Origin of the sequence: Stenotrophomonas sp. NPDC077461, from assembly GCF_049545475.1 — a bacterium.
Lineage (GTDB): Bacteria > Pseudomonadota > Gammaproteobacteria > Xanthomonadales > Xanthomonadaceae > Stenotrophomonas > Stenotrophomonas nematodicola.
In genome coordinates this window covers 486,953-504,342 of sequence record NZ_JBMWDO010000001.1, presented here as the reverse complement: position 1 = coordinate 504,342, position 17,390 = coordinate 486,953, and the positions used below count along the sequence as shown (strand labels likewise).

Sequence of the window (17,390 nt, the reverse complement as noted above, 5' to 3'; positions counted from 1 at the left end):
CGGCATACAGGTCATTCCCAGCAACGGTCCGCGCGGCCCTTCAAGGTCTGTGTGCGGGTGCAGTCGCGGGGTGCGATTCGGCCATCGGTCAGTTCAACCTTCTGTTTGACGCCATCGGCGCGGCGCGTCAACTCGAACCCGTCGTACAGCCGCCCGGTGACCGTGCGCGCCTCGTAGCGCAGGTGCTGGGGATCGATCTTCAGCACTTGGAACAACTGGGTGTCCTCACCCACCGGCGCCATAGTGGCACGGGCCTGCGCCGACAACCGGTACTGCTTCGGGCCTGCCACGGTGACCACGAACTGCGGCGTGGCGGCGTCGCCTTCGCCGCGACGCCCGTAGGTGTGGTCGTGGCCCTGCAGCACCAGATCGACGCGGTGGCGGCGCACCACCGGGAGCAGCACGTCGCGCAGCTCGGCGTTCTCGCGCCCTTCGCGTGGGGAGTAGAACGGCTGGTGCAGCAGCACGATGCTCCACGGGTGCGGGTTGTCGGCCAACACCTTGTCCAGCCACGCCGCCTGTGCGGCGGCGCTGCCCAGATCCAGCGCCGAGGTGCCGTCGAGCACCGCGATGCGCACGCCCTGGTAGTCGAACCAGTAGGTACTGGTGTCGGCAGCGGCCACGCCATTGCGCGGCAGCGCGAAAGTGACCGGCCAATGCCTGCCGAGCACGCGGCGCTCCTGCGGGGTGTCCTCGAACTCCTCGACGTACTCGTGGTTGCCGATCGCCGGCGCCACGGCCGTTTCCTGCGGCAGCCAGCCGGCAGCGGCGAACCATTCACCCCATTCGCTGTCGTCCTGGCCGTCGCCGCCGCTGACCAGGTCACCGGCGAACAGGCTCAGGCGGGCGTCCGGCGCGGCTTTCAGCCCGGCACGCAGCACCCGCGAAACATGGCTGAGGTTCTTGTTCTGGGTGTCGCCGAAGTACAGCAGCGTCAGCGGTTGCTGCGCGGCGCCGGCGGTGCGCAGCTGGTTCCAGGCACTCCAGGTCCCCTGCCCCTGCACCCGCCACAGATACAGCGTGTCCGGTGCAAGGCCGCTCATGTCGGCGCGGTGGTAGTGGGCGGGACCGTTCTCGGTGTCCAGCGCGCGGGTGGCAGCGACCACGCGGACAGGCGTGCCGACGTCCGGCGAATCGCCCGCCAGCACCCACTCCAGCACCGGCGCATTGACCGTCGTATCGGTCCGCCACGACACGCCGACGCCGCGCGCGGCGTCCTGCGCCGGCGAGGCCACGATACGGTCAGGGAAGCCGGTCGCCGCGTAGTGGCGATTGCCGACCGGTACCTGGGTGTTCGGTTCGGCGATGCTGTCGGCCTGTTTCGCGACTACCGGGCCGGCCAGCAGCAGAGACAACGCCAGCGCGGCAGCGCCGAGGCAGCCGCGGGTCATGGCGCGCACTCCAGCGGCAGCGACAACTGCCGGGCCACGCTGGCCCAGTCGAAGGCCACCACGCCCTGGTCATCGTGCACGGCATACAGCACGCCGTCGGGGAAGCGCGGCGACGCATGCGGATCGAGCCAGATGCCGTCGGTGTTGGCCACCGTATTGCCCTGGAAGGCGCCCACATGCTTGAAGGTGTGGCGGTCGAACAGATGGAACACGCTGCGCTGCTTGCCCTGCTCGGTGGTGATCCACCAGCCGTCCTTGCCGCAGGTCCGCAGCATCACGCCCTCGGCCTGCGCCTTGAAGGCGTCGCGGCCGAAGGTGGTGCCGGTGAACCTGCCCGCCAATGTGTATACCTTGAACTCGCTGGCGTAGGTTTCATCCTCTTCGGCGATCAGCAGACGGTCATTGGCCGGGTCGCCCCAGATCGACTCGACCACGCGCAGCGCACCGGCCTCGCTGGTGTCGCCGATGCTCGAGACGAGCGTGCCCTGCGCCTTGTCGCCCTGCACCGTCATGGCGTAGCGGCGCACGCGCTTGTCCAGCTCGGCCAGCGGCGGCAGCACGTCGTTGCCTTGGGCATCCTCACCGGCATCGTAGGAATCGGTGACGTATACGTCGTAGCCGCCCTCGCGCTTGTTCACCCACAGGCCGTATGGCTTGCGCAGGTCGTCGGCGGCGAACACGCCCAACGGGGCGAAGTCCGGCAGCCGCAGCACCTGCACGCGGTGGTTGTCGCGCTCCACGATCAGCACCAGGTCGTCGACCACCGCGATGCCATTGGGCCGCACGAACTGCCCCAAGCCGGTACCCGTACTGCCGACATCGCGCAGATGCGTGCCGGTCTGGCCGTCGTAGACCACCAGCTTGTCGGTGGCCTTGGCGGTGGCGATCAGCCAGCGCTGGCCGTCCGGCGTGGTCCAGCTGGCGGGCGAATCGATGTTGTCGGCCGGGGTCATGGGTGTGACGAAGGCTTCGGCAACTGTGGCGATGTTGCGTGCGGCATCGGCAGCGGCCGCCGGCGCCGACGCAGCGGGTGCGGGCTGCTGGCCGCAGGCGGTCAGCAGTGCCAGGCCGAGCAGGCCAAGCGTGTGGGTCGTACGCATCACAGGGCCACCTTCAGGCCGAGCGCGTAGGTGCGCCCGTATTCTTCATTCTGCAGCGTCCGCGAGCGTACGCCCTGATAGAGCTCCAGCGGCTTGTCCAGCAGGTTCTGCGCTTCCAGATACAGGCTCACGTTCGCGGTGATCTTGTAGTCCAGGCTGAAGTCGAGCTGGGTGTTGGGCGCCACATGGATGTCGTAGGCGCGGCTGTCGCCGAGGGTATCCAGATATTCGCTGCGGTAGACCGCCGCCACGCGGGTGCTGAAGCCCGCTTTCTCGTAGCCGACATGGGCGCTGTACACGTGCCTGGAGGCGCGCGGCAGCATGAAGTCGTCGCGCTCGCGGCCGGCCAGGCCGGGGTCGAAGTCGGTGTCCAGCCAGGTGCCACTGGCGCCCACCAGCAGGCCGTCCCAGCCGGACGGCAGGAAGGCGAGCTGCTGCTGCCAATTGAACTCGGCGCCGCGGACGGTGGCCTTGTCGCCGTTGATCACCCGGGTCACTTCATAGCCCGGGTAGGCCGGGTCGTTGTTGCTGAGCGTGCTGACGATGTAGCCGTCGATCGACTTGTGGAACAGCCCCAGCGATACGATGCCGGTGCTGCCGATGTACTTCTCCACCGACAGGTCCAGGTTCCTGGATTCGTACGGGTCCAGCTGCGGGTTGCCCAGTCGCACTTCCTCATCGCCCCGGTTCAGGCCCACGCGCGGGGCAATGTCGCCGAATGACGGGCGCGACACGGTCTTGTTGGCGGCCGCACGCAGCACCCAGTCGCTGCCGGCGTCGTAGCGCAGGTGCAGGCCAGGCAGCACGCTGGTGTAGCTGCGGCTGACGTTCAACGGGGTGACTGTGTAGCTGCGGCCATTGCTGGCCACGTCCACGCTGTTGCCGGTGGCCGCGAACCGGGTGTTCTCCACGCGCACGCCGCCGATGATGCGCAGCGCGCCGATATCCCAGGTGCCCATCGCATAGCTGGCGAAGATGTCTTCACTGGCGGTGTAGTCCTCTTCCAGCGAGGCCATCGCATTGCCGCCTGCGTCCTGCGGACGTGCGCTGTACTGACCGCCGGACTGCGCCCAGTAGCGACGCATCGCATCCGAACTCATGCCCTGGCCCAGGTTGCCGCCACGGTGATCGGGGGTGGCGGCGGTCCAGTCCGACAGCGCGATCTTCGGGCCGACGCGCAGCTCGCGCTCGTCCACGTTCACGTCACGGTCGCGCCAGCGGCCAAGCAGCCCGACCTTGTAGCTGGACGCATCACCGTCGAAACGCACGTTGATCTGCGCGCTGCGCTCCTGGTCGTTGACCTGCTTGGGTGACAGCACCACGCGGTCGAAGTCGTAGTTGGCGTTGCTGATCCAACCGGCATCGCTGAGCGTGTAGCGCGGAATGCCACTGTTCTGGTCCACGGTGGCGGTCAGGTCGTCGCCGTTGTACTTGAAGCGCGCTTCCATCTCGTCGTTGACGCGCTCTTCGGTGCGCGTGTAGCCGACCTTGTAGTCCACCACCGCGCCCGTCAGCCGGTTCTCGCCGCCGAGGCTGGCGGCGAAGGTGTTTTCCTTCTTGGTGCGGTAGCGCATGCGCTTCTGGATCGCATCGGCCGGGAGTTCGTCGATGGTGTACTGGTTGTTGCCGCGCGCGGTCACCTCGCCATCACCGAAATTGAAAAGGGTACGCTGGCGGGTCTCGGCATCGTCGAACTGGCTGTACAGCGTGCGCAGGTAGTAGCGGTTGTCGTCGTCGGGGCGCCAGTCGAAGTTGAGGTTGGCGCCGATGCGCTTGCGCTCGATCTCGTACTTGCGCTGCTGCAGGCTGTTGGCGAACAGATCGTCATCGGCGCCGCCGTCGAACGTGCCGTACTCGACCTCGGTGTTGTCCGACTCGAACGTGCGGTTCTGGTAGTTCACGCCCAGCGCGACGCCCAGGGTGTCGCCGAACACTTCGCTGTAGTTGATGGCCGCCTTGGGGCTGGTGTTGCCGGAGAGCTGCTGGTGGCTGGCTTCGACCTTGCCGCGCAGGCTGCGTCCTTCACGGTCGAAAGCCGACGCCGACTCGACCAGGATCGCGCCGCCGATGGCATCGCCGGGCATGTCCGGGGTGGGCGACTTGACCACGCGCAGGCGCTCGGTCGAGTCGGAGGGAATCACGTCCAGCGGCGCGGCGCGGCTGGAATCTTCCGGGGTGCCGATGGCGATGCCATCGACGCTGACGCTGTTCAGCGCCGCGTCCAGGCCACGGATGACCACGAAGCGCCCCTCGCCCTGGTCGCGGGTCACGCTCACGCCCGGCAGGCGCTGCAGCGACTCGGCCACATTCTTGTCCGGGTACACCCCCATCGCGTCGGAGGAGACGGCATCTTCGATGGCGTCGCTGCTGCGCTTGAGGTCGACCGCGCGGGTCTGCGACTCCAGCTGCGGCCGGACTTCAATGCGATCCAGATCGATCGCCTCGGCGCCGACGGCTGCGGTCGCGACTGCCGTATCGGCGGCGAAAGCGGACGGACTGGCCATGACCAGCAACGACAGGCTGATGGCCAGCCCCAACGGTGACTTCTTCTGCACAGCTATCCCCAACGGTGTAAAGATTGGGTCAGCACGGTATGTCCGGCAGGTTGCATGGGCATGACACCGGGGGCAGCGCGCACGTCCGGGCGCTGGTCGTTGGGCTTTGGGTGGGGTTGCGGCACACTAGGCGCCTCCCCTCTTTTTCAGCCCCTGTCCCATGAAAATCGTCGAAGTGCGCCATCCGCTGGTGCAGCACAAGATCGGCCTGATGCGCGATGCCTCCCTGAGCACCAAGGACTTCCGCGAACTGGCCAACGAGCTCGGCGGCCTGCTCGCCTACGAGGCCACCGCCGACCTGGAGACCGAAGCCCACACGATGGCCGGTTGGGCCGGCCCGGTGACGGTGCAGCGCATCGCCGGCGCCAAAATCACCGTGGTGCCGATCCTGCGCGCCGGGCTGGGCATGCTCAGCGGCGTGCTGTCGCTGATCCCGGCGGCGCGCGTCAGCGTGGTCGGCCTGCAGCGCGATGAGGAAACCCTGCAGCCGGTGCCCTACTTCGAACGCCTGACCGGCCGCCTCGAAGAGCGCGACGCGCTGATCCTGGACCCGATGCTGGCCACCGGCGGCACCCTGATCGCCACGATCGACATGCTCAAGCGCGCCGGCGCCCGCCGCATCAAGGGCATCTTCCTGGTCGCCGCACCGGAAGGCATCGCCGCCGTGCAGGCCGTGCATCCGGACGTCGAGATCTTTACCGCCGCCATCGATGCCCAGCTCAACGAGAAAGGCTACATCCTGCCGGGCCTGGGCGATGCGGGCGACCGCATCTTCGGTACCCGCGTCGCCGGCTGATCCGACGCACCGCGCCGGCCGCGGTTTCCACGTGCTGGCGCTTCACACCGCCTATGCCCCGCCGGGCGGACGCTGCGCGCATCTCAACCCGTGCGTGGAGCCTGCGATGAAGACCCTCCCCCTGCTCGCCTGCCTGCTGTTGCTCGGCAGTCCGGTGATCGCCGCCGCCGCCACGCCCCAGCAGCAGCGCATGGCCGACTGTTCGGCCAAGAACAAGGGCAAGACCGGCGAGGACTACAAAACCGCGCAGAAGGCCTGCCTGAGCGGCCCCGCCGCCCCGGCCACCACGCCGCAGGAACGTATGAAGACCTGCAACGCCGATGCCGCCGCCAGGAAGCTGGCCGGCGACGCCCGCAGGACCTTCATGAGCAGTTGCCTGAAAGCGCATTGACCGCAGGCAGCGGGGGGCCTGTCTCCACCCCTGCGCCCCGGCAGAGCCGACCGTTGCTCGGCTGCTGTTCGCACCGGACATCAACACGCCTGCACTGCGCGCGATAGCCGGCCAGAGGCCGGCTCTACGACGACGTCGGTCAAACACACGCGATGCGGCACGATGCCGGCAGGCGGCTCCCGTGTGGCTTACGCCAGCGCACGCGCCTTGAGCTCGCCCTGCTCGTGGGCGGTGCCGAAGCGGCCCTTCTCATCGCGCGTGACCTGGGCCAGCGCGCACTGCGGGTCGTGGGTGAAGAACAGGTGCACGTTGCGCGCCAGTTTGTCCTCCAGGAAGCTGCGCTTCTCGTCGATCAGCAGCTCGGCATTGCGGTCGTAGCCCATCGTGATCGGCACATGCACCCAGGAACGGCCGGGAATCAGGTCTGCGCAGAACACCACACCGCCCCGCGCCTGCCCGTCCACCTGCTCGGGTCCCACGATCTCGGCCAGCATCAGCCCCGGCGTATGGCCATCGCTGAAGGTGAAACGCACGCTTTCGCCAAGCGCCTGTGAATAGGGGCCGTCGACGATCTCCAGGCGGCCGCTGGCCTGCAGCAGGCCTGGCAGCTCTGGAATGAAACTGGCGCGGTCGCGCGGGTGCGGATGCAACGCGCGCTCCCAGTGTCCGGCACCGACCAGGAACGTGGCGTTGGGGAACAGCAGTTCCGGCGCGCGCCCTTCGCTCCACGGCGCCAGCAGCCCGCCTGCATGGTCGAAATGCAGGTGGCTGAGCACCACGACATCCACGTCTTCATGTTCGAAGCCGGCTTCGCGCAGCGATTCGATCAGCACGTGGCTGGATTCCTGCACGCCGTAGCGGTCGCGCAGCCGGGGTTCGAAGAACGCGCCGATGCCGGTTTCAAACAGCACCGTCTTGCCGGCCAACGGGCTCGCCAGCAGCGCGCGACAGGCCAGCTCGATGCGATTGAGCTTGTCCGGTGCCGCCCATTTTTCCCATACGGCGCGCGGCGCGTTGCCGAACATCGCGCCGCCGTCGAGCTTCTGTGAATTGCCGCGAATGGACCAGAGTTTCATGCGGAAAGTATCGTGCCGTCGCCGTTAAATATTCGCTAGTCAACCCGATCCGGCGCGAACGAAAAACCCCGTCCACAGGACGGGGCTTTTCATCGGTGGTGTGGATCAGCGTGCCGGTGAAACCGCGGCGCTGCCCACCGGATTGCGCGGATCGCTGCCGCCACTGAGCACGTTGCTGCGCCGGTTCCATTCCACGGTCTGCAGGTTGCCCCAGACGTGGCTGGAGCCACGGCCGCCGGCCGCGCTGTCGCCGGGCAGATCGACCTTGTGGCCCATCGCCTGGAGCTGCCGGAGGGTGGCATCGTCGAAGGCACCGCTCTCGGCCTCGATCACGTCGGGCAGCCACTGGTGATGGTAGCGCGGCAACGCCGCGACCTGCTGGGCGTCCAGCCCGGCGTCGTAGCCGAGGATGCCCAGCAGCACCATCGTGATGATGCGGCTGCCGCCCGGCGTGCCGAGTACCACCACCTTGTCCGCCGATTCCATGAAGGTCGGGGTCATCGAGCTGAGCATGCGCTTGCCCGGCTTGGGTGCGTTGGCCGCATACCCCATCACTCCGAAGGCATTGGGCGTGCCCGGCTTCAGCGCGAAATCGTCCATCTCGTTGTTCAGCAGGACGCCGGTACCGGACGGAATCAGGCCCGAGCCATACAGCAGGTTGACGGTCTGGGTGGCGCCCACACGGTTGCCGTCGCGGTCGATGATCGAGAAGTGGGTGGTCTCGTCGTCTTCCAGCGGGGTCGGATTGCCAGACAGCAGATCGCTCGGGGTCGCCTTCTCCGGGTGGATGGTGGCGCGCAGCCCCTGCGCGTAATCCTTGCTGGTCAGTACCTTCTGCGGGATCTGCACAAAGTCCGGATCGCCGAGGAAGAACGTGCGGTCGCGGTAAGCGCGGCGCATGGCCTCGACCACCAGATGGGTGCGGTGGGCCTCGTCGAGCGTCTTCAGGTCCCAGCCTTCCAGAATCTGCAGCATCGACGCCAGTGCGATGCCACCGGAGGAGGGCGGCGCGGCGGTGGTGACGGTCCAGTCGCGGTACTTGAACACGATCGGCTCGCGCTGCTTGACCCGGTAGCCGGCCAGTTCCTCGGCCGTCCAGCGGCCGCCGGCCTGCTTCACGCCCGCCAGCAGCAGCGCGCCGGTCTGCCCGCGGTAAAAACCGTCGAAGCCCTTGTCGGCCAGGCGCTCCAGGGTGGCGGCCAGTTCCGGCTGCCGGAACACATCGCCTTCGGCGATCGGCTTGCCGTTGCGCAGGTACACCTCGCGCGTGCCGGGATAGCGCTCCATCACCGCGCGGCGCGAGGCATAGCCCTTGGCCATGCGTGCGTACACCGGGAAACCGTCGCGGGCGATGCGGATCGCCGGTTCCAGCGAGGTGCGCAGCGGCAGCCTGCCATGCCTGGACGACAGCTCCACCAGCGCCGCCGGCAGGCCGGGAATGCCGGCCGACCACGCGCCGTTCACCGAGCGGTCGCGGTCCAGCTCGCCCTTCCCGTCCAGGAACGCCTCGGGCGTGGCCGACTGCGGCGCGGTCTCGCGCGCGTCCAGCATCACGTCCTTGCCGGTGGCCGCGTCATGCAGCAGGAAGAAGCCGCCGCCGCCCAGCCCTGAACTGATCGGCTCGACCACCGACAGCACCGAGGACACCGCCACGGCGGCATCGAACGCGTTGCCGCCCTTGGCGAGGATCTCCATGCCGGCCTCGGTGGCCAGATGGTGCCCGCTGGCAATCGCCGCGCCCTCCGGGTGCTTGGCCAACGACGCCGGGGTGGATCCAGCAGACCAGGCCACCGGTGCCCACAGCAGCACCAGCAGCAACCAACGACGCGACAGCCTGTTCATTCGGACGGGGACTCCGTGACATACAGTTCGGGATGATCACGCTGCAGCCCATGCAGTTTGGCCAACAGCGCTTCCTGGGTTTCCGGGATGTCCGGATCGGGATCGATGCATTCCACCGGGCAGACGACCACGCACTGGGGTTCGTCGAAGTGTCCCACGCACTCGGTGCAGCGGGCCGGGTCGATCACGTAGATGGTTTCACCCATCGAGATGGCCTGATTGGGGCAGGCCGGCTCACAGACGTCGCAGTTGACGCAGAGCTCATTGATTTTCAGCGACATGGCGTTACTCCACGCCCGCGCCGGCGGAAGAAAACCGGCCAGCGCAGGGCGCCGGCCGATGATCGGCGGCGCCCCGCAGGACGCCGCCCGGGCCGCGCGCGGGGCGCGGCCGCCACTGCACGGGTTACTTGGCTTCGACGAAGATGTACTCGGCACCGGTCGGCTGCACGATGGACTGCACGCGGGCGTTGTCGGCGGCCTGGCCGATGAACACGACGCGCACGCCCTTCATCGAGTCCGGCGACACGTCCTTGAACACGGTCTGGATCATGTCGGCCATCTTGCCCGAGGCAGACGAACCGAAGGCCAGCATGTTGCCCGGCTGCACGCCACGGGCGACGGCCTGGGTGGCGCTTTCAACCTGGCGCTCGTACTTGTCCTGGAACTGCGGGTCCGATTCCGGCCCGAGGTAATACAGGAACGGGCTGTTGGTGATGTTGCCCATGTTCTGCACGGCCACGGCCTGCAGGTACTTCTTCCAGCCGGCATCGTCGTCCTTGCCCGGGGCGACCAGCGCCTGCTGGGCTTCGGCGACCGGAGCAGCCTCTTCCTTCTTGCAGGCGGTGAAGGCCAGCGCGAACGACGCGATCAGCATGGCACGCATGGTGTTGTTCATGGAATTCCTCCCTTGGTGGTTCTTGGTATGTATGGGTCTGGCGGTTACTGCGTCGGGCCCGACTTCGCTTCCCGGACCCTGCGCAGCGCTTCCAGCACCGACGCGGGAACGAAGCCGGACACGTCGCCGCCCAGACGGGCGATCTCGCGGACCAGCGAAGACGAAATGAAGCTGTGCTGCTCGGCCGGGGTCAGGAACAACGTCTCGACTTCCGGGATCAGGTGGCGGTTCATGCTCGCCATCTGGAATTCGTACTCGAAATCGGACACCGCACGCAGGCCGCGCAGCAGCACGCCACCCTGCATGGAGCGCACGAAATGCGCCAGCAACGTATCAAAACCGCGCACTTCCACGTTGCGGTGGTGGGCCAGCGCCTCACGCGCCAGCGACACCCGCAGCTCCAGCGGCAGCGTCGGCCCCTTTGACGGGCTCTGCGCCACACCCACCACCACCTTTTCGAACAGCGGCGCGGCCCGGTTCACCAGGTCGATGTGACCGTTGGTGATCGGATCGAAGGTGCCCGGGTACACGGCAATGCGGCGGTTGGCCACGGTCATACGGCAGCTACACGTTGTGATCTGGTGAAAGTGTAGCAGCGGCGCGGCGGTACAGGGCGAAACGGACCTCCCGGGTGCTCCCCTCGCGGTGCAGCAGCCACGGCGCCGGCAATCGTGGCGCCTGACCGGCCGGCGACTCCACGTACAGCCAGGCATCGGGGGCCAGGTGCGCCGGCAGTCCGGCGATCACCGCGTCCCACAGCCCGGCGGCAAACGGCGGGTCGACGAAGGCGATATCGGCCAGCGCCCCAGCCGGCTGACGCAGCCACTGGAGGGCGTCGGCCTGGACGACCTCCACCAGCCTCTGCGCGCCCAGCCGGGTCACCGACTCGCGCAGCTGCCGGGACAGCCCCCCGTCTTTCTCCACCAAGGTGGCGTGCGCCGCCCCGCGCGACACCGCCTCCAGTCCCAGCGCGCCGCTGCCGGCAAACAGGTCCAGCACCCGCGCCCCGCCCAACCGCGGCATCAGCCAGTTGAACAGCGTCTCGCGGACCCGGTCGCTGCTTGGCCGCAGGCCCGGCGACAGTGGCACGGGCAGCTTCGTCCCACGCCACTTGCCGCCGATGATGCGCACCTGCCCCACCGCCGGTGCTGCGGGCTGACGCGGCGTCATGCCCGGCGCCTGGCTGGACGGGTCGGCAGGGAAAACGGTGCGGCACGGGTCATGGCACAGGGGCAACGGGGGGCGGGCCGACATTCTAAGCGCTGATCCCCGGCGGGCGCGTTTCATGCACCGGAGACGGCGGATGGCACCGCCGCCCGACCCTCCCGCCATTCGCCCAGCCAATGACCGCACCGGATTCAATGCAGACATCTGATCGACAGACGGGCAGTGTCGCGTGCAAGCCCTCCTCCCGTGGAAAAAGGCCCCTGATCAGGACCTCCGAGTGACCGGCTGCAACCGCGACCTGCATCGCCCCCGAGCCAGGAAAGATACAAACGGCGGGTATCCGCACGCTCTTGAAAACCCACCCCGCCGCCCCTACCCCTTGAGCCAGCCGCCGCGCAGGGCGCGGCATCGTCCAAGGAGCATCGCCACTCATGACCGTGCAGACCCAAAAAGAAACCCTGGGCTTCCAGACCGAAGTCAAGCAGCTGCTGCAGCTGATGATCCACTCGCTGTACTCCAACAAGGAAATCTTCCTTCGCGAGCTGATCTCCAACGCTGCCGACGCCTCGGACAAACTGCGCTTCGAAGCGCTGACCCAGCCGGCCCTTCTTGAGAACGACAGCGACCTGCGCATCCGCGTCAGCTTCGATGCCGATGCCCACACCCTGACCATCGACGACAACGGCATCGGCATGAGCCGTGACGAGGCCATCGCGCACCTTGGCACCATCGCCAAGTCCGGCACGGGCGACTTCCTGCGCCAGCTCTCCGGCGACCAGAAGAAGGACTCCCAGCTGATCGGCCAGTTCGGCGTCGGCTTCTACAGCGCCTTCATCGTCGCCGACCAGGTCGACGTCTACTCGCGCCGCGCCGGCCTGCCCGCCAGCGAAGGCGTGCACTGGTCCTCGCGAGGCGAAGGCGAGTTCGACGTCGAGAGCATCGACAAGCCCGAGCGCGGCACCCGCATCGTGCTGCACCTGAAGGACGACCAGCTCGACTTCGCCGATGGCTGGCGCCTGCGCGGCATCATCAAGAAGTACTCCGACCACATCGGCCTGCCGATCCAGATGGTCAAGAACGCCCACGGCGACGATGCACCGGCCGAGCCCGAGTGGGAAACCGTCAACCGCGCCAGCGCGCTGTGGACCCGTCCGCGCAACGAGATCACCGACGCCGAGTACCGCGAGTTCTACAAGCACGCCGCGCACGACCACCAGGACCCGCTGGCGTGGAGCCACAACAAGGTCGAAGGCAAGCTCGAGTACACCTCGTTGCTGTACGTGCCCGGCCACGCGCCGTTCGACCTGTACCACCGCGATGCGCCCAAGGGCCTGAAGCTCTACGTGCAGCGCGTGTTCGTGATGGACCAGGCCGAGCAGTTCCTGCCGCTGTACCTGCGCTTCATCAAGGGCGTGGTGGATTCCAACGACCTGTCGCTGAACGTTTCGCGCGAAATCCTGCAGTCCGGCCCGGTCATCGACTCGATGAAGGCCGCGCTCACCAAGCGCTCGCTGGACATGCTCGACAAGCTCGCCAAGGACTCGCCGGACGTCTATGCCGGCTTCTGGAAGCAGTTCGGCCAGGTCCTCAAGGAAGGCCCCGCCGAAGACTACGGCAACCGCGAAAAGGTGGCCGGCCTGCTGCGCTTCGCTTCCACCCATGACGCCAGCGGCGAGCAGAGCGTGTCCCTGGCCGACTACGTCGGCCGCATGATCGAAGGCCAGGACAAGATCTACTTCCTGACCGGCGACAGCCATACCCAGGTCAAGGACAGCCCGCATCTGGAAGTGTTCCGCAAGAAGGGCATCGAAGTACTGCTGCTCACCGACCGCATCGACGAGTGGCTGATGGGTTACCTGACCGACTTCGACGGCAAGTCGTTTGTTGACGTCGCACGCGGCGACCTCGACCTCGGCGCGTTGGAGTCGGCGGAAGACAAGCAGGCCCAGGAAGAAGCCGCCAAGGACAAGCAGGCCCTGGTCGAGCGGCTCAAGACCGCGCTCGGCGAGGACGTGGCCGACGTGCGCGTCTCGCACCGCCTCACCGACTCCCCGGCGATCCTGGCCATCGGCGAACAGGACCTGGGCCTGCAGATGCGCCAGATCCTGGAAGCCAGCGGCCAGAAGGTGCCGGACAGCAAGCCCGTGTTCGAGTTCAACCCCGGCCACCCGCTGATCGGCAAGCTCGACCAGGAAGCCGACGCGGCACGCTTCGACGACCTCAGCCGCGTGCTGTTCGACCAGGCCGCCTTGGCAGCCGGCGACACGCTGAAGGACCCGGCCGCCTACGTGCGCCGGCTCAACAAGCTCCTGCTCGAACTGTCCGCGTAAGACCGCGGCACCCGACGATGCCGGCCGCGGGTCGGCATCGTCCTGCCACGACGGGCTCCAGGAAAGTCACATGACCCGGTCGTGCCGGCCAACGGTGGCGACCCACGGTCAGGCGGTTGCGTCCAGCAATGCGCCAAGCATGCCATCGGAGCGCCGGATCACGGCGGCATTGGCCGTGAATGCCAGCACCTCGTTGCGGGCGGCCAGCAGGTCGGTCAACGGGGCCGTCGGGTCCTGGGGCGTGGTGCCCACGACGGACTGCACCCCGCCGGCAGGCGCAGCGCCCCGCAGCACCTGCAGACGCGTCGCGTCGGGCGCGTCCAGGCTGGCCACGTTGTGCGCGGCCACCTGTACGCCCTGCTGGGCCGCACGCATGCCGCTGCCCGCGATTGCCAGAATATTGCCCACCCGGATGCACCCCGGACCGCCCCGTGCGGCCCTCCACCGTCGATAGCGGCCGCCGGGCCGCGCACTTGAGTGCACTCGGGGCTGACAGGCCCGAGTGGTAGCATATCCCCCTGATTTCAGCGCCGAATCCAATGCTCAGTTTCTTCCGTCGCAAAAAGCCCCAGGACGCCCCACAGGACGCGCCCAAGACCCAGCACTACTCGGCTGAAGAGCTGGCCGCCGCGTTCCCGCAGGCGGCTGATGCTGCCGCGCCGCCGGCCCAACCGCCCGCGCCGGTCGTCCCGCCCACCGCGCCCGTGGAATCGACCGCCCCGGCAGCCCCGCCCACCGCGCCTCCGGCATCGACCGCACCGGTCGCCCGGGCCGCCACGCCCCCGGAACCGACCACACCGGTAGTGCCGCCCGCCGGCCAGCGCCCGACCGACCCTGCACCCGTCGTGCAGGTGACCCCGCCGGTCCTGGTCGCCACCGACATCGTGCAGGAAGCCGCTCAGCCGACCGAACCGCCCGTGGCGGCCGCCGCCCCGGCCGCCGACATCCTCGAGCCCGGCGATACCACCGCTCCGGCCGCTCCCGGCAAGCTCGGCTGGCGCGACCGCCTGCGCAACAGCGTCATCGCCCGCAGCTTCGGCGGCCTGTTCTCGCGCAATCCCAAGCTCGACGACGACCTGCTCGACGAGCTGGAAACCGCCCTGATCACCGCCGATGTCGGCGTTGGCGCCACCACCGCGCTGGTCGAGGGCCTGCGCAAGCGCATGAAGGCGCGAGAGTTCGCCGACGCCAAGGCATTGCTGGCCGCTCTTCGCAGCGAGCTGATCGCGATCCTGCAGCCGGTCGCCAGACCACTGGTCATCGACCGCACCGCCAAGCCCTTCGTGGTGCTCACCGTCGGCGTCAACGGGGTGGGCAAGACCACCACCATCGGCAAGCTGGCCAAGCGCTTCAAGGACGACGGCCACAGTCTGATGCTGGCCGCCGGCGACACCTTCCGCGCCGCCGCCGTGGCCCAGCTGCAGGCCTGGGGCGAGCGCAACGGCGTGGCCGTGGTGGCCCAGGGCCAGAATGCCGATGCGGCATCGGTCGCCTTCGATGCGCTGCAGGCCGGCAAGGCACGCGGCACAGAGGTACTGATTGCCGACACCGCCGGCCGCCTGCATACCCAGTCCGGCCTGATGAACGAGCTGGGCAAGATCCGCCGCGTGCTGGGCAAGATCGATCCGGCCGCGCCGCACGAGGTGCTGATGGTGATCGACGGCACCACCGGGCAGAACGCCCTCTCCCAGCTGCGCCAGTTCCACGCGGCGGTCAACGTCACCGGCCTGGTGGTGACCAAGCTGGATGGCACCGCCAAGGGGGGCGTGGTGTTCGCGCTGGCCCGCGAGTTCGGCATTCCGATCCGCTTCGCCGGCATCGGCGAGCGCCCGGAAGATCTGCGCGTGTTCGATCCGGAAGCGTTCGTCGACGCGCTGCTGCCCGAGGCTCTGGGCGGCTGATGCCCGGCGTGGACGGGCGCGGCGACGCCTTCGTCGGCCGCCTGCTGCCGTGGTTCGACGGCCACGGCCGGCATGACCTGCCGTGGCAGCACCCGCGCTCGCCGTACCGGGTGTGGCTGTCGGAGATCATGCTGCAGCAGACCCAGGTCAGTACGGTCATTCCGTACTTTCTGACGTTCCTGCAGGTCTTCCCCACCCTGCCCGCGCTGGCCGCAGCCAGCAACGACGCCGTGATGGCACGGTGGGCCGGGCTTGGCTACTACGCGCGTGCGCGCAACCTGCATGCCGCCGCGCAACGCTGCGTGGCCGATCACGATGGCGAGCTGCCGCGCGATCTCGACGCGCTGCACGCCCTGCCCGGCATCGGCCGCAGTACCGCCGCCGCAATCCTCAGCCAGGCCTGGAACGATCGCCATGCGATCCTCGACGGCAACGTCAAACGCGTGCTCACCCGCTATCACGGCATCGACGGCTTTCCCGGTCTGCCCGCCGTGGAGAAGGTGCTCTGGGGGCTGGCAGAGGCGCACGTACAGCACGTTCCCGACGGTCGCATGGCCGACTACACGCAGGCGCAGATGGATCTGGGCGCCACCGTATGCACCCGCAGCCGTCCCGCCTGTGTGATCTGCCCGTTGCAGGACGATTGCGTGGCGCGCCGTGAAGGCCGCACCGACCGGTTGCCCACGCCCAAACCAGGCAAGGCACTGCCCGAGCGCGAGGCCGTGGCCCTGCTGCTGCGCGATGGCCGCGGCCGCGTGCTGCTGCAGAAGCGGCCGGACACCGGCATCTGGGCGCAGTTGTGGACGCTGCCCCAGGCCGAGCATGGCAGCGCGCTGCAGGACTGGTTCGACGCGCACCTGCACGGCTCGCTGGACGACGCGGAGGCGCTGCCGGTGCTGGAACACACCTTCAGCCATTACCGCCTGCACCTGCAGGTGCTGTCCTGCCAGGTGGACGGCCTGCGCGCCGATGTCCCGGGCCTGCGCTGGGTCGCTCCGGTGGACCTGCCCACGCTCGGCCTGCCCGCACCGATCCGCAAGCTGCTCGACACCGGCGCGCCGCCCGCCTCGCCCAAGCGCCGTACAATGCGACGCGCGTCCTCCCCACCCGTTTCCGAGTAAGCCCATGCCCCGCACCGTTTTCTGCCAGTACGAACAACGCGACACCGACGGCCTGGACTTCGTGCCCTATCCCGGCGATCTCGGCCAGCGCATCTTCAATCACATCGGCAAGAGCGCGTGGGCCGCATGGCTGGCGCACCAGACGATGCTGATCAACGAGAACCGGCTGTCGCCGCGCGATCCCAGGCACCGCGCGTTCCTGGAAGAAGAGCTGGTCAAGTACCTGTTCTCCGGCGGCGCAGAAAAGCCGGCCGGTTACGTCGCGCCGGAGGCGTGAGGCCGCTGTGCCGGCCAGTGGCCGGCACCTGCAGGGCAGGTCGCGGTACGCCTTACGGCTCCCGCTCCTGCAGCTTCGCCTGGCGCATGTCCTGTTCGGACGCGCGCAGCGCCTTGATGTCCAGTTTCTGGATGCTGCGGATGAAGCACGGCATGTTCATCGGGCCCGAGGTCGGGTCGCGGACCAGGACCTTGTCGAAGCGCGATGACACCCGTCCGGTGCGGCTGGTCAGCGCGATCTCCAGCGCGTAGTCCAGGCCCTGGCACGGGCCGGTCAGCTCGAGCAGATAGGCCTCGCTCGGGCGCGTCCATACCGCCAGCGCACTGTCGCCCAGTTCGGTCCAGCCATTGATGCCGCCATACAGCGGCATGTCCTGCTGCGGCGGTGCCGCATGGGCGCGGTACAGCGACAGCTTCTGCTCGGACGTCAGGCGACCACTGGTCGCACAGGCGGACAGGGCCAGGCACAGGGCGACGGCAACATGGGCTTTCATGGAACCTCCGGCGGGGTGGGCTGCAGGCATCATGCGCCCCCCGGGATGATGCC

The 17,390-nt window shown here is 68.2% G+C and carries 17 protein-coding genes; 6 read left to right on the top strand and 11 right to left on the bottom strand.

The features are described from left to right. Window positions 1–11 precede the first annotated feature (11 nt). From ACPEH8_RS02435 to ACPEH8_RS02425, 3 genes are read right to left on the bottom strand one after another with little or no spacing between them, the layout of a single operon-like run. Window positions 12–1,391, bottom strand: coding sequence for a metallophosphoesterase (locus tag ACPEH8_RS02435; protein ID WP_423665921.1), 1,380 nt, complete (start codon window positions 1,389–1,391; stop codon window positions 12–14). Continuing rightward, window positions 1,388–2,491, bottom strand: a complete 1,104-nt coding sequence (locus ACPEH8_RS02430; protein WP_017355790.1) for a phytase — start codon at window positions 2,489–2,491, stop codon at window positions 1,388–1,390. Before ACPEH8_RS02430 ends, ACPEH8_RS02435 begins: the two co-directional genes overlap by 4 nt. Continuing rightward, a complete protein-coding gene (locus tag ACPEH8_RS02425; RefSeq protein WP_051008589.1) occupies window positions 2,491–4,995 on the bottom strand; it encodes a TonB-dependent receptor in 2,505 nt (834 codons plus the stop codon). The genes ACPEH8_RS02430 and ACPEH8_RS02425 overlap by 1 nt, the downstream gene beginning before the upstream one ends. Before the next feature lie 211 nt (window positions 4,996–5,206). On the opposite strand from ACPEH8_RS02425, the gene upp reads away from it, so the two are divergent. Both upp and ACPEH8_RS02415 read left to right on the top strand, forming a co-directional pair. Next, window positions 5,207–5,842 (top strand): uracil phosphoribosyltransferase, encoded by a 636-nt coding sequence (gene upp, locus ACPEH8_RS02420; RefSeq protein ID WP_017355792.1) that lies wholly within the window; start codon window positions 5,207–5,209, stop codon window positions 5,840–5,842. A 106-nt stretch (window positions 5,843–5,948) separates the two neighbouring features. Then, entirely contained in the window at window positions 5,949–6,233 is a 285-nt protein-coding gene (locus ACPEH8_RS02415) for a PsiF family protein (protein WP_017355793.1), read from the top strand. Window positions 6,234–6,421: 188 nt separating this feature from the next. Here the strand turns inward: ACPEH8_RS02415 and ACPEH8_RS02410 are convergent, their stop codons facing one another. From ACPEH8_RS02410 to rsmD, 6 genes are all read right to left on the bottom strand, one after another. Then, a complete protein-coding gene (locus tag ACPEH8_RS02410) occupies window positions 6,422–7,309 on the bottom strand; it encodes an MBL fold metallo-hydrolase (protein WP_136005878.1) in 888 nt (295 codons plus the stop codon). Between the two features lie 105 nt (window positions 7,310–7,414). Beyond that, the gene (gene ggt / locus ACPEH8_RS02405) at window positions 7,415–9,151 is read right to left on the bottom strand and encodes a gamma-glutamyltransferase (RefSeq protein WP_166472876.1); all 1,737 of its coding nucleotides are present in this window, start codon (window positions 9,149–9,151) and stop codon (window positions 7,415–7,417) included. Next, complete coding sequence (locus ACPEH8_RS02400; RefSeq protein ID WP_136005873.1) at window positions 9,148–9,432, bottom strand: YfhL family 4Fe-4S dicluster ferredoxin; 285 nt, start codon at window positions 9,430–9,432, stop codon at window positions 9,148–9,150. Before ACPEH8_RS02400 ends, ggt begins: the two co-directional genes overlap by 4 nt. A 124-nt stretch (window positions 9,433–9,556) precedes the next feature. Further along, on the bottom strand, window positions 9,557–10,048 hold the full coding sequence (locus tag ACPEH8_RS02395; protein WP_136005870.1) for a hypothetical protein: 492 nt from the start codon (window positions 10,046–10,048) through the stop codon (window positions 9,557–9,559). A gap of 44 nt (window positions 10,049–10,092) precedes the next feature. Next, on the bottom strand, window positions 10,093–10,605 hold the full coding sequence (coaD, locus tag ACPEH8_RS02390; protein WP_017357527.1) for a pantetheine-phosphate adenylyltransferase: 513 nt from the start codon (window positions 10,603–10,605) through the stop codon (window positions 10,093–10,095). Between the two features lie 7 nt (window positions 10,606–10,612). Continuing rightward, complete coding sequence (rsmD, locus tag ACPEH8_RS02385) at window positions 10,613–11,218, bottom strand: 16S rRNA (guanine(966)-N(2))-methyltransferase RsmD (protein ID WP_423665919.1); 606 nt, start codon at window positions 11,216–11,218, stop codon at window positions 10,613–10,615. A 428-nt stretch (window positions 11,219–11,646) separates the two neighbouring features. On the opposite strand from rsmD, the gene htpG reads away from it, so the two are divergent. Continuing rightward, window positions 11,647–13,545 (top strand): molecular chaperone HtpG, encoded by a 1,899-nt coding sequence (htpG, locus tag ACPEH8_RS02380; protein ID WP_017357529.1) that lies wholly within the window; start codon window positions 11,647–11,649, stop codon window positions 13,543–13,545. Between the two features lie 108 nt (window positions 13,546–13,653). Here the strand turns inward: htpG and ACPEH8_RS02375 are convergent, their stop codons facing one another. Beyond that, window positions 13,654–13,953, bottom strand: coding sequence for a hypothetical protein (locus ACPEH8_RS02375; protein ID WP_153164264.1), 300 nt, complete (start codon window positions 13,951–13,953; stop codon window positions 13,654–13,656). Window positions 13,954–14,084: 131 nt separating this feature from the next. On the opposite strand from ACPEH8_RS02375, the gene ftsY reads away from it, so the two are divergent. Genes ftsY through ACPEH8_RS02360 form a run of 3 tightly spaced genes read left to right on the top strand, consistent with a single transcriptional unit; the run spans window position 14,085 to window position 16,844 of the window. Further along, window positions 14,085–15,446: a signal recognition particle-docking protein FtsY gene (gene ftsY, locus ACPEH8_RS02370; protein WP_166472873.1), complete on the top strand. Its 1,362-nt coding sequence runs from the start codon at window positions 14,085–14,087 to the stop codon at window positions 15,444–15,446. Next, window positions 15,446–16,567 (top strand): A/G-specific adenine glycosylase, encoded by a 1,122-nt coding sequence (gene mutY / locus ACPEH8_RS02365; RefSeq protein WP_287249006.1) that lies wholly within the window; start codon window positions 15,446–15,448, stop codon window positions 16,565–16,567. The genes ftsY and mutY overlap by 1 nt, the downstream gene beginning before the upstream one ends. Before the next feature lie 4 nt (window positions 16,568–16,571). Then, complete coding sequence (locus ACPEH8_RS02360; protein ID WP_017355973.1) at window positions 16,572–16,844, top strand: oxidative damage protection protein; 273 nt, start codon at window positions 16,572–16,574, stop codon at window positions 16,842–16,844. A gap of 52 nt (window positions 16,845–16,896) precedes the next feature. Here the strand turns inward: ACPEH8_RS02360 and ACPEH8_RS02355 are convergent, their stop codons facing one another. After that, window positions 16,897–17,337 carry a DUF6491 family protein gene (locus ACPEH8_RS02355; RefSeq protein WP_017355972.1) on the bottom strand — a complete coding sequence of 147 codons (441 nt, stop codon included), beginning with the start codon at window positions 17,335–17,337 and terminating at the stop codon, window positions 16,897–16,899. Between the last annotated feature and the right edge of the window lie 53 nt (window positions 17,338–17,390).